Genomic DNA, 12,299 nt, shown 5'->3' on the forward strand with positions numbered 1-12,299 from the left:
AGGGAATCGTGGAATTAAAGAACCTTGCTTTTTTGTCCGAACAGTCGGAAGAGACAGGGGCAGTTGGGGCTATCGCTTATTCCCACCCGGGAGAGCGATTCCACGGCTCCCTAATTCAAGATTTCGAATTATTAGTACTTGTTGTTCATAATGATGATCAATTGAAGTCGGCGGTGGGACATTACAGATATGGTGATCTTCGTTATCAGATGATCTATGCGAGCCGTCATGAATTAAAGAGTAGTGTAGTAACCGGGAATCATAATAATCTCACCCAGTGTCTGATTGAAGGTGAGATTATCTGGGAAGCGGACAGCGCCTTAAGTGATTTGCGAGAAGAACTGTCTACCTTTGGGGCAGAATTGCGTGAGCAGAAGCTACTTCATGAATTCACCAGTTTCTTGAGAATGTATGTGGAGGCCAAACGTCATATTCAGGAAGGTCATGTTGTAGACGCCTACTACAATGTATTAGAGGCTCTGGGGAACTGGGCAAGAATTGTATTGATTGAACAGGGGATATATCCGGATCATGCTGTCTGGACACATGTGCAGAATCTGGATCGCGCTTTATGGAAACTATATCAAGAGCTTACCGTAAGCTCGGAGACGCTGGAGCAGCGAGTAGAGCTTGTCCTGCTTGCCTGTGAGTTTTCCGTAATGTCCAAAATGAGTGAATGCTCAGAACTGCTGCTGCGTGTGTTAAGAAGTCGCAAGGAGCCTTGGAGCATGAATGAACTTGTTCATCATCCGCAGTTAAGATTTGTTCGAGAAGATCTGCCTTTGGTAATACGTAAGCTGGTCTTTCGTTCTATTGTAAAAGAATCGGCAGGGTGGCCATCGATCGGAGGAGAGGGCCGGGAGATTCGGTATTGGATTGAGGCATAACCTTCTCCAGAGGCCTGACATTATATTGATCACATAAGGGAGGGGAAACCTTCCTTTTTTGTTTGTTTAATAATTTATAAAAAGATGTTGACTCTCATTCACGATATATGATACATTATATTTCGTTCCTCAAACGAGATTATCGCCAACAAACGATAAATTCTTCAGAGGAAAAGTGAAGAACTAAAGCTTCAAAAAAAGAAATTGAAAAAAGTTCTTGACGAAAACAAACAAAATGTGTTACATTATTTAAGTCGCCGCCGAAACTTGGTTAAGACGAAAAAGAAGTGAAACAAATCGTGTTTGATCTTTGAAAACTGAACAACGAGTGAGTAAACATTCTGCTTGCAGAATGAACGCGAAAGTTTGAAACAAGCCTTGGCTTGAATCGGCTGGAGCACAAATGAGATTTTTAATCTCGTCAGATTCAAAATGAGCTTATCGCTCTTTTCAATACTTTATTGGAGAGTTTGATCCTGGCTCAGGACGAACGCTGGCGGCATGCCTAATACATGCAAGTCGAGCGGACTTGAAGAGAAGCTTGCTTCTCTGATGGTTAGCGGCGGACGGGTGAGTAACACGTAGGCAACCTGCCCTCAAGTTTGGGACAACTACCGGAAACGGTAGCTAATACCGAATAGTTGTTTTCTTCGCCTGAAGGAAACTGGAAAGACGGAGCAATCTGTCACTTGGGGATGGGCCTGCGGCGCATTAGCTAGTTGGTGAGGTAACGGCTCACCAAGGCGACGATGCGTAGCCGACCTGAGAGGGTGATCGGCCACACTGGGACTGAGACACGGCCCAGACTCCTACGGGAGGCAGCAGTAGGGAATCTTCCGCAATGGGCGAAAGCCTGACGGAGCAATGCCGCGTGAGTGATGAAGGTTTTCGGATCGTAAAGCTCTGTTGCCAGGGAAGAACGCTTGGGAGAGTAACTGCTCTCAAGGTGACGGTACCTGAGAAGAAAGCCCCGGCTAACTACGTGCCAGCAGCCGCGGTAATACGTAGGGGGCAAGCGTTGTCCGGAATTATTGGGCGTAAAGCGCGCGCAGGCGGTCATTTAAGTCTGGTGTTTAATCCCGGGGCTCAACCCCGGATCGCACTGGAAACTGGGTGACTTGAGTGCAGAAGAGGAGAGTGGAATTCCACGTGTAGCGGTGAAATGCGTAGATATGTGGAGGAACACCAGTGGCGAAGGCGACTCTCTGGGCTGTAACTGACGCTGAGGCGCGAAAGCGTGGGGAGCAAACAGGATTAGATACCCTGGTAGTCCACGCCGTAAACGATGAGTGCTAGGTGTTAGGGGTTTCGATACCCTTGGTGCCGAAGTTAACACATTAAGCACTCCGCCTGGGGAGTACGGTCGCAAGACTGAAACTCAAAGGAATTGACGGGGACCCGCACAAGCAGTGGAGTATGTGGTTTAATTCGAAGCAACGCGAAGAACCTTACCAGGTCTTGACATCCCTCTGATCGATGCAGAGATGTATCTTTCCTTCGGGACAGAGGAGACAGGTGGTGCATGGTTGTCGTCAGCTCGTGTCGTGAGATGTTGGGTTAAGTCCCGCAACGAGCGCAACCCTTATATTTAGTTGCCAGCACTTCGGGTGGGCACTCTAGATAGACTGCCGGTGACAAACCGGAGGAAGGTGGGGATGACGTCAAATCATCATGCCCCTTATGACCTGGGCTACACACGTACTACAATGGCCGGTACAACGGGCTGCGAAATCGCGAGATGGAGCCAATCCCAACAAAGCCGGTCTCAGTTCGGATTGCAGGCTGCAACTCGCCTGCATGAAGTCGGAATTGCTAGTAATCGCGGATCAGCATGCCGCGGTGAATACGTTCCCGGGTCTTGTACACACCGCCCGTCACACCACGAGAGTTTATAACACCCGAAGTCGGTGGGGTAACCGCAAGGAGCCAGCCGCCGAAGGTGGGATAGATGATTGGGGTGAAGTCGTAACAAGGTAGCCGTATCGGAAGGTGCGGCTGGATCACCTCCTTTCTATGGAGAATCGTTTCCTGCAACGGAAACATTCAAATAGCAGACTAGATCTGCACAAACTACTCACTCGTTGTTCGGTTTTGAGAGCTCAAACTCTCAAAACAGCTTGCTTTTGCATGGAGCTTGTTCTTTGAAAACTAGATATCGAAACGAAACAAACGCGAATTAGAACATTCCTTTAAGCTGAACTTGTGCAAACAAGTCAAGTGTATAAAGGTAGTTAAATTGCTTTTGTGATGGTATCGGGTGAGAGCGACTTTTGGCTTTGCGCAAGCAAAACAAGGGAAGCGAGCGACCGAAACCGGAACAAAATGGTTAAGCTACTAAGAGCACACGGAGGATGCCTAGGCGCTAGGAGCCGATGAAGGACGTGGCGAACAACGAAACTGCCTCGGGGAGCTGTAAGCAAGCTTTGATCCGGGGGTGTCCGAATGGGGAAACCCAGCTGGGGTAATTTCCAGTTACTCATAACTGAATACATAGGTTATGCAGAGGCATACCAGGGGAACTGAAACATCTAAGTACCCTGAGGAAGAGAAAACAATAGTGATTCCGTCAGTAGCGGCGAGCGAACGCGGAGAAGCCCAAACCAGAGAGCTTGCTCTTTGGGGTTGTGGGACGTCTCACATGGAGTTACAAAGGAACCGGTTAAGCGAAGAGGTCTGGAAAGGCCCGCCAAAGAAGGTAAAAGCCCTGTAGTTGAAAGTCTGTTCCCTCCGAGACGGATCCCGAGTAGTGCGGGGCACGTGAAACCCCGTATGAATCCGGCAGGACCATCTGCCAAGGCTAAATACTTCCTAGCGACCGATAGTGAAGCAGTACCGTGAGGGAAAGGTGAAAAGCACCCCGGAAGGGGAGTGAAATAGAACCTGAAACCGTGTGCTTACAAAAAGTCAGAGCCCGTTTTAGGGGTGATGGCGTGCCTTTTGTAGAATGAACCGGCGAGTTACGTTCCCGTGCAAGGTTAAGGTGAAGAGCCGGAGCCGCAGCGAAAGCGAGTCTGAATAGGGCGACTTAGTACGTGGACGTAGACCCGAAACCGGGTGATCTACCCCTGTCCAGGGTGAAGGTGCGGTAACACGCACTGGAGGCCCGAACCCACGCATGTTGAAAAATGCGGGGATGAGGTGGGGGTAGCGGAGAAATTCCAATCGAACTCGGAGATAGCTGGTTCTCCCCGAAATAGCTTTAGGGCTAGCCTCGGAAAACAGAGTCGTGGAGGTAGAGCACTGATTGGGTGCGGGGCCCGCAAGGGTTACCAAGCTCAGTCAAACTCCGAATGCCATAGACTTACTTCCGGGAGTCAGACAGTGAGTGCTAAGATCCATTGTCAAAAGGGAAACAGCCCAGACCATCAGCTAAGGTCCCCAAGTGTGTGTTAAGTGGGAAAGGATGTGGAGTTGCACAGACAACCAGGATGTTGGCTTAGAAGCAGCCATCATTGAAAGAGTGCGTAATAGCTCACTGGTCGAGTGACTCTGCGCCGAAAATGTAACGGGGCTAAACACACCACCGAAGCTATGGCTTGATGCTTTGCATCAGGGGTAGGGGAGCGTTGTATAAGGGTTGAAGGTGTACCGTAAGGAGCGCTGGACATTATACAAGTGAGAATGCCGGTATGAGTAACGAAAAGATCAGTGAGAATCTGATCCGCCGAAAGCCTAAGGGTTCCTGAGGAAGGCTCGTCCGCTCAGGGTAAGTCGGGACCTAAGGCGAGGCCGAAAGGCGTAGTCGAAGGACAACAGGTCGAAATTCCTGTACCACCGTAAGCCGTTATGAGCAATGGGGGGACGCAGTAGGGTAGTGACGCGGACTGATGGATGTCCGTCTAAGCAGTAAGGCTGATGTGTAGGCAAATCCGCACATTGTAAGGCTGAGCTGTGATGGGGAGCGAAAATTATAGTAGCGAAGGTCATGATCTCACACTGCCAAGAAAAGCCTCTAGCCAGGTGATGGTGCCCGTACCGCAAACCGACACAGGTAGGCGAGAAGAGTATTCTAAGGCGCGCGGAAGAACTCTCGTTAAGGAACTCGGCAAAATGACCCCGTAACTTCGGGAGAAGGGGTGCCCCGGTAGTGTGAATAGCACGAGGGGGCCGCAGTGAAAAGGCCCAAGCGACTGTTTAGCAAAAACACAGGTCTGTGCGAAGCCGTAAGGCGAAGTATACGGGCTGACGCCTGCCCGGTGCTGGAAGGTTAAGGGGAGTGGTTAGGAGCAATCCGAAGCTGTGAACCGAAGCCCCAGTAAACGGCGGCCGTAACTATAACGGTCCTAAGGTAGCGAAATTCCTTGTCAGGTAAATTCTGACCCGCACGAATGGCGTAACGACTTGGGCGCTGTCTCAACGAGAGATCCGGTGAAATTTTAATACCTGTGAAGATGCAGGTTACCCGCGACAAGACGGAAAGACCCCATGGAGCTTTACTGCAGCTTGATATTGAATTTGGGTACGATCTGTACAGGATAGGTGGGAGCCTTTGAAACGTGAGCGCCAGCTTGCGTGGAGGCAACGTTGGGATACCACCCTGATCGTATCTAGGTTCTAACCTGGTACCGTAATCCGGTGCGGGGACAGTGTCAGGTGGGCAGTTTGACTGGGGCGGTCGCCTCCTAAAGAGTAACGGAGGCGCCCAAAGGTTCCCTCAGAATGGTTGGAAATCATTCGAAGAGTGCAAAGGCATAAGGGAGCTTGACTGCGAGACCTACAAGTCGAGCAGGGACGAAAGTCGGGCTTAGTGATCCGGTGGTACCGCATGGAAGGGCCATCGCTCAACGGATAAAAGCTACCCTGGGGATAACAGGCTTATCTCCCCCAAGAGTCCACATCGACGGGGAGGTTTGGCACCTCGATGTCGGCTCATCGCATCCTGGGGCTGAAGTAGGTCCCAAGGGTTGGGCTGTTCGCCCATTAAAGCGGTACGCGAGCTGGGTTCAGAACGTCGTGAGACAGTTCGGTCCCTATCTGTCGTGGGCGTAGGAAATTTGAGAGGAGCTGTCCTTAGTACGAGAGGACCGGGATGGACGTACCGCTGGTGTACCAGTTGTTCCGCCAGGAGCACCGCTGGGTAGCTATGTACGGACGGGATAAACGCTGAAAGCATCTAAGCGTGAAGCCCCCCTCAAGATGAGATTTCCCAGTATGTAAGACCCCTTGAAGACGACGAGGTAGATAGGCTGGGGGTGGAAGTGCAGCAATGCATGGAGCTGACCAGTACTAATCGGTCGAGGGCTTATCCAATAGCAAGTTGTCATTCGCGTGTTTCGTTTCGAATCTAGTTTTCAGAGAACGATCTCTGAAGCATATTCCCTGATAGCTCAGTTGGTAGAGCACTCGACTGTTAATCGAGTTGTCACAGGTTCGAGCCCTGTTCGGGGAGCCATATGGAGAGGTGTCCGAGCTGGCCGAAGGAGCACGATTGGAAATCGTGTAGGCGTCACAAGCGTCTCGAGGGTTCGAATCCCTCTCTCTCCGCCATAATATTAAGGCCCGTTGGTCAAGGGGTTAAGACACCTCCCTTTCACGGAGGTAACAGGGGTTCGAATCCCCTACGGGTCATAATAACTTCAAAAAAAGAAGTTGATTTTTACAACAAGATTATGGTATGATCATAAATGTGTTGTTCGGAGGCTTAGCTCAGCTGGGAGAGCATCTGCCTTACAAGCAGAGGGTCGGGGGTTCGATCCCCTCAGCCTCCACCATATAAACTTTATAACGACGCGGGGTGGAGCAGCCCGGTAGCTCGTCGGGCTCATAACCCGAAGGCCGCAGGTTCAAATCCTGCCCCCGCAATTATACTTTCCTTTGAGAAAGTGATCTGGAACCGTGGTGTAGTTGGCCTAACATGCCTGCCTGTCACGCAGGAGATCGCGGGTTCGAATCCCGTCGGTTCCGCCATTTAATCTTTACATGAGGCAAACTGTTCACTACATCTGCTGTATGGCACTGATGCCCTATATAAAGTGTAAGGAATTAAGATTAGACTTTATTATGGCTCGGTAGCTCAGTCGGTAGAGCAGAGGACTGAAAATCCTCGTGTCGGCGGTTCGATTCCGTCCCGAGCCACCATTTTTAAAATAATTTAATATGCCGGTGTAGCTCAACTGGTAGAGCAACTGACTTGTAATCAGTAGGTTGGGGGTTCAAGTCCTCTCGCCGGCACCATGTAATCCTGGAGGATTAGCGAAGTGGCCAAACGCATCAGACTGTAAATCTGCTCCCGTACGGGTTCGGTGGTTCGAATCCATCATCCTCCACCAGTTTTTAGGGGCATAGTTTAAAGGTAGAACAACGGTCTCCAAAACCGTTGGTGTGGGTTCAATTCCTGCTGCCCCTGCCAATTAACTTTTTAGAAATTAACCTTTTATGGCGGTCGTGGCGAAGTGGTTAACGCACCGGTTTGTGGATCCGGCATTCGGGGGTTCAATTCCCCTCGATCGCCCCTTTGTTTTTTTATTTTTTATTGGGGATTAGCCAAGCGGTAAGGCAACGGACTTTGACTCCGTCATGCATAGGTTCAAATCCTATATCCCCAGCCATTATGCGGACGTGGCTCAGCGGTAGAGCATCGCCTTGCCAAGGCGAGGGTCGCGGGTTCGATTCCCGTCGTCCGCTCCAAAATATGGCGCCATAGCCAAGTGGTAAGGCACAGCTCTGCAAAAGCTTTATCCCCAGTTCGAATCTGGGTGGCGCCTCCAGCATATGCCGGCGTGGCGGAATGGCAGACGCGCTCGACTCAAAATCGAGTGGGAAACCGTGGAGGTTCGAGTCCTCTCGCCGGTATATTGAATAACCCTACATGTTGCTTATGCAATGTGTAGGGCTATTTTTATTTTATATGAAACGATTTATGTGCAGTAAGAAAATCTAGAGTAAGAGAAGATGGATGTTAATAAAGATTGACGTATGATTATATTCAGTATATTGTAGATAAGTAAAGTCTTTAATGTGAAGGAGTGAAGTAGAGTGACTAATGGAAAAAATGTATCGGATACCGATCTGTTATTTGATCTTTCTGTATGGGAAGAGGCATGGAAGAATCGTCCGAGAAGTTCAAAATATAAGAAGAAAAGCGTCCCCTCTAATACAGAAGAAGCATTTGAGCGATGGGCCAGGGATTATCATGCACAGTCGTTCACTGAAGAAGGAAAGCAGCGTTCTGAACGCATTATGGGCTGGATTGAAAACCAGGGTGTGGAATTCATAGGATTATCCATTTTGGACATTGGAGCAGCCTCAGGCATATTTACCATTCCTTTTGCGGAAAAGGGGGCAAGTGTGACGGCAGTTGAGCCTTCTGAGTTGCTTGTCTCCCTTATGAAAGAGACGATACCTCCAGCTCTGGAATCCAAAATCGAAATCGTAAACGAACGATATGAGGAAATCTCTATTCAGGATAAAGGCTGGGAGAAGAAATATGACTTTGCATTTGCATCCATGTGTCCAGCGATGTCGGATTGGGAAACGATTGAGCAAGCGATCAATTGTGCCCGGAAGTATGTGTATATAAGTACTATGGCGGGACAGAAGGAACACACACTAATGGATGAACTTAAGGATGTACTGGGGGTAACTTCTTCATACAAGGCCGGTGATATGGGGTATATCCAACAGTTGCTGTATTTGAGGGGTTATTCTTATACGATGATTATTACGAGAGAAGTTAATTCATTTGAAGTACCGGTGGAAGAGATTATCGAGCAGCTGCCAGAATGGCTTAATACGTATGAGTTACCATCGGATGAAGATTCTCTCAGACTGGCTGAGAAGTACATTAGGGATACGTACAAGGATAGTACGGTGACCTTCTCACGTGGAGGAAGATTTGGTAAAATTCTAATTCAACTTGAACAGCCCAATATGAAAACAGTTCGCACTAAGGATAAGCGATAAATCACATAAGCGTGGCACGTGTAATGATAATCAGGAATTGAGACGGAGACAATGTAGTCTAACGTCTAAGATGACACTAGGAAGCATCACAACGCTGTGCCAAAAGATGAACGGTTGAAACATATGAAGTTAAGCTTGTAGAAGTAAAGTTGTAATTTAAGGGAGCCGGTTATGTGCTCCCTCTTTTTTAAGCCACTAATTCATCAACCGCTTTGAACCAGACCCTCGTTTATTTAGAGATGTTCGATACTTCTGCTTTCTGCTTACGTTCCCGATACTGGCCGGGGGTGATTCCTTCCCATTTACGGAATGATCGGATAAAGTTTTGCGGATTGTTGTACCGAAGTCGTGCTGCGATATCTTTAACGGTTAGATCACTTTCGTCCAGCCATTTTTTAGCGATATTAAATCGGTACTTGGTCAGATATTCACTAAATGCACAGCCTGTCTCTTTGCGGAAAACACTACTTAAGTAGTTGGCATTGTAGTGAAGCTTCAAGGCACATTCCTCAAGCGTCAGATCCTTATCATAATCTTGATGAATCATGGCAATCATTTTCTCAGATATATGCTGATACTGGGCATACTGTCTTGCTTTAAAAACCTGGATGACGGGCAAGATGACTTGATGGTTAAACCAATCCTCAACTTCAGCAGCGTACTGCAAAGCATGAAGTTCATGAAACATCGAACCACGACCTTGGGAGATCTGTCCGAGTCGTATGCCGGATTCCTGAGTCATTTGCAAAATATGCGTGAGTAGCCTCGTAAGAGCCACCTCATACTCCTCCGGTGTAACCTCCATACCAAAGATCACTTCAAGCAGTTGTTGCAGAAGAGCAGAGGCCTGGACTTCGTCCGCATTTTGAATAGCTTGGATCAACGAATATTCCAATGATTCCGGGTAGGTCATGGACCAAGTGGGAGCGTAATGATCTATGTCCTCATATTGAAAAATAATGCCTGATCCCAGCTTCATCCGATGCCTCAGTGCTTCCATGGCTTCTGTGTAAGCTTGAGGGATGTGATGTAGAGAGCTGTGCGGCTGGCTGAATCCTATACTGACTTGAAGAGCCAGAATCTTATCCATCTGTTGTTGTAACTGGTCTGTTAATACATATAGCTGCTGTGAAAAAATAAACTGATCCTGTTCCACGGTGCCAATCACCGTGACTACTGTATGTTCCAGCACAATGGGAAGCAATTGTTGGTTATGCACAACGGTTTCCTCCAATATATTTTGAATAGCAAATAATAAGAGGTCACGATCACTAGCTCTATATTTTGTATGATTAACAAGATCGGCCTGTAGTGTAATAACAGCAATTTGTTGCCATTCCCGAACCTGATGCGTGTAGCCATATTCATTCAGGGTGTCATGAAGAGTATGAACAGGGATCTTACCCTGGAACAGATTCATCATAAAATGATTGCGAATCTGCAATAGATGCACATTAAGTGTGTTCTCTAATTGGGAGCGAGAGGCAGATAATTGTGAGACCCCTGCTCTGATCTGTTCGAACTCATCAGAAAATGGTGGTGATTGCTGAGCTAATGTGTTTCCTTCTTTGGACAGATGGTTGTCACCAAGTTGGGTTAAAAGTTTACGAATCGGGACATGCATTCGCTTGGAGCCGAGCCAGGCGAGTAATAATGAGAGTAAAAGTAAGAAGATACTGATATACAAGGTGTGTAATCCGATATCGATATATTCTTGTGTCAGAATATTGGTAGGTGAGATTAGAACATAAGTCCATCCTTTTAAGGTAGAAGGGCTATACGTCAGAGAATAATGTGTATCGGCGATCTTAACTTCCCGTTTTTCAAAGCCTGTTGAAAATGTGATGGGTGATAGTTTGGTTATGTTGGCTTCCGTATCCCGATCCTGTAATCCAATGGCAGACAACGGTTGTCCAATGTATACAGGATCGGGATGGACCAAGATACGTTGTTCCCGATTCAAAATGATCAGTCCTGAGGCAGCATTGCCTAAGGAGACTTCTCCTATTGTATTTTGCAAAGAGCATGCAGGGATTCCTGCAATCAGGGCAGCATCGGAAGACGTATTCAGATTCGGAATAGATCTCGCAAGGGCAATATGATAAATACAACCTGTACCGGGTGAACGCTCATCATTGCTGAACACCGATGAAGGGGAGAGCTGCCATCCAGAAGTTAACGTATCCGATATCAATTCCTTCATGGGAAGAGCCAGTGGAAAATCCGTATTACGATATAATCCTGCATGATCAATAAGCCAATTCTGAGATTGATTCACCAGAGTAATATCCAGCAAAGGTTCCCATGACCTCATATTCTGAAATTCGCTCTGTAGCTTGTCGGCAAGCAAAGGTCCTTTCCCTTCTAGTGAAGAAGAAGCAGACAGGGAACGAAGGGTTACTGGAGAGCGAACGGCCTGATCAAGCATATAACTAACTGTAGCGAGTTTGTGCTCAACGTTGGATTGCATTTGTTCCAGCAACTGTCTGTTGGCCAGCGTACGATGCAGCTCTGTTTGGTTTGATGAATAGATAAATGCGGCAATTCCCGTTAACAAAATGGGCAGGGTGCTTAACAGGATTCCGAAGATGATCATTTTATGGAGATAGCTGGTTGGTCGCACAGTTTCAGTTCCACCCCTGACATTAGAAATAGTAACACTTTCTATTTTAGTAAACGCTTACATATAGAACAATCTAAATTTTGTTTATTTGGATAAATAAGTAATTTTGTGAGAGGTATAGGAGCAGGTATAAGGGATTGCTGATAGATGATCTTGCAGAAAAGGCTAGAGAAACGGCTTGGACTGACTATCCTAAACGGAATCATGAGAAACGAAATTGCAGTGTGAACGTAAATAGAGACATGGACATCATTCTCTCTACCTGGTGATATTGGGTGAAGTAGAGCCTGTATACGGGTAATAGAAGGTATCTTGGAGTGCTATTCAGCTTAGGTAGAACGTTGGTCTTATATAGGGACAGTCAAAGGTCCAACTAGATCCCCGACCTGAGTCTAGGATGAAAAACCGTCCACGGTCTGTTTTGAAAAGTCGCGGAATCCCCTAGAATAAGGACATAAGGTTAAACAAGAAACACGGAAACAAAAAAACAAGAAACAAACGAACAAATGACTCAACACATTAAAAGGAACGAATGGAAAGGGCGGTGAACAACAATTATGAGATTGAATAAGGGAAATGGCTGGGCGATTGTATTGATTGCGCTGGGTGCACTACTCCTCTTCGGAAAGTTAACTCCACTTCTTGGACACTTAATGGGTTATCTGATTCCGGTCCTGATGATTGCACTGGGATACTACGGAGTTAAACGAGGGAATGTGATGCTGGGCTGGATTGTTCTCATCATCGGTATCATCTCACTGATGGGTAAACTGGCATGGTTGATCGGACCGATCATCGCGATCGGGTTAATCATCTTTGGTATCTCAATGCTAAGCAATAACCGCAGTCGTCGTGGTCGGTACTAAGCTTTCACGATTATGAAAAGG

4 protein-coding genes, 15 tRNA genes and 2 rRNA genes are annotated in these 12,299 nt (G+C 47.5%); 20 read left to right on the forward strand and 1 reads right to left on the reverse strand.

Annotation, left to right across the window (positions count from 1 at the left end; all coding sequences use genetic code 11):
* Positions 1–8: 8 nt before the first annotated feature.
* The 19 genes from MHI01_RS23670 (at position 9) to MHI01_RS23760 (ending at position 8,789) form a co-directional block, all read left to right on the forward strand.
* Positions 9–887, forward strand: a complete 879-nt coding sequence (locus tag MHI01_RS23670) for a nucleotidyltransferase-like protein (RefSeq protein ID WP_036607052.1) — start codon at positions 9–11, stop codon at positions 885–887.
* Positions 888–1,345: 458 nt separating this feature from the next.
* A 16S ribosomal RNA gene (locus MHI01_RS23675) occupies positions 1,346–2,898 on the forward strand.
* 313 nt (positions 2,899–3,211) lie between these two features.
* A 23S ribosomal RNA gene (locus MHI01_RS23680) occupies positions 3,212–6,137 on the forward strand.
* Together the 16S and 23S rRNA genes with 15 tRNA genes alongside form the textbook arrangement of a ribosomal RNA operon.
* 66 nt (positions 6,138–6,203) lie before the next feature.
* Positions 6,204–6,279: transfer RNA gene (locus tag MHI01_RS23685), tRNA-Asn, on the forward strand.
* A gap of 3 nt (positions 6,280–6,282) precedes the next feature.
* A tRNA-Ser gene (locus MHI01_RS23690) sits at positions 6,283–6,374 on the forward strand.
* A 9-nt stretch (positions 6,375–6,383) separates the two neighbouring features.
* Positions 6,384–6,455 (forward strand) — tRNA-Glu (locus tag MHI01_RS23695).
* 67 nt (positions 6,456–6,522) lie between these two features.
* Positions 6,523–6,598: transfer RNA gene (locus MHI01_RS23700), tRNA-Val, on the forward strand.
* 17 nt (positions 6,599–6,615) lie between these two features.
* Positions 6,616–6,689: transfer RNA gene (locus MHI01_RS23705), tRNA-Met, on the forward strand.
* Positions 6,690–6,716: 27 nt separating this feature from the next.
* Positions 6,717–6,794 (forward strand) — tRNA-Asp (locus MHI01_RS23710).
* Between the two features lie 95 nt (positions 6,795–6,889).
* Positions 6,890–6,965, forward strand: a tRNA-Phe gene (locus MHI01_RS23715).
* A gap of 20 nt (positions 6,966–6,985) precedes the next feature.
* Positions 6,986–7,061 (forward strand) — tRNA-Thr (locus MHI01_RS23720).
* Between the two features lie 9 nt (positions 7,062–7,070).
* Positions 7,071–7,156: transfer RNA gene (locus MHI01_RS23725), tRNA-Tyr, on the forward strand.
* A 6-nt stretch (positions 7,157–7,162) separates the two neighbouring features.
* A tRNA-Trp gene (locus MHI01_RS23730) sits at positions 7,163–7,236 on the forward strand.
* Between the two features lie 29 nt (positions 7,237–7,265).
* A tRNA-His gene (locus MHI01_RS23735) sits at positions 7,266–7,338 on the forward strand.
* 22 nt (positions 7,339–7,360) lie between these two features.
* Positions 7,361–7,435, forward strand: a tRNA-Gln gene (locus MHI01_RS23740).
* A 4-nt stretch (positions 7,436–7,439) separates the two neighbouring features.
* Positions 7,440–7,514, forward strand: a tRNA-Gly gene (locus MHI01_RS23745).
* A 6-nt stretch (positions 7,515–7,520) separates the two neighbouring features.
* Positions 7,521–7,594: transfer RNA gene (locus MHI01_RS23750), tRNA-Cys, on the forward strand.
* A 6-nt stretch (positions 7,595–7,600) separates the two neighbouring features.
* A tRNA-Leu gene (locus MHI01_RS23755) sits at positions 7,601–7,679 on the forward strand.
* Positions 7,680–7,862: 183 nt separating this feature from the next.
* Positions 7,863–8,789 (forward strand): class I SAM-dependent methyltransferase, encoded by a 927-nt coding sequence (locus tag MHI01_RS23760; RefSeq protein WP_340984256.1) that lies wholly within the window; start codon positions 7,863–7,865, stop codon positions 8,787–8,789.
* A gap of 229 nt (positions 8,790–9,018) precedes the next feature.
* Here MHI01_RS23760 and MHI01_RS23765 read toward each other — a convergent pair whose 3' ends face one another.
* Entirely contained in the window at positions 9,019–11,412 is a 2,394-nt protein-coding gene (locus MHI01_RS23765; protein ID WP_340984257.1) for a helix-turn-helix domain-containing protein, read from the reverse strand.
* Positions 11,413–11,969: 557 nt separating this feature from the next.
* Between MHI01_RS23765 and MHI01_RS23770 the strand changes: the two genes are divergently transcribed.
* Entirely contained in the window at positions 11,970–12,278 is a 309-nt protein-coding gene (locus MHI01_RS23770; protein ID WP_017692311.1) for a LiaF transmembrane domain-containing protein, read from the forward strand.
* The last annotated feature ends 21 nt before the right edge of the window (positions 12,279–12,299 follow it).

The sequence above is a fragment of the Paenibacillus sp. FSL M7-0656 genome (genome assembly GCF_038003225.1).
GTDB classification, from domain to species: domain Bacteria; phylum Bacillota; class Bacilli; order Paenibacillales; family Paenibacillaceae; genus Paenibacillus; species Paenibacillus amylolyticus.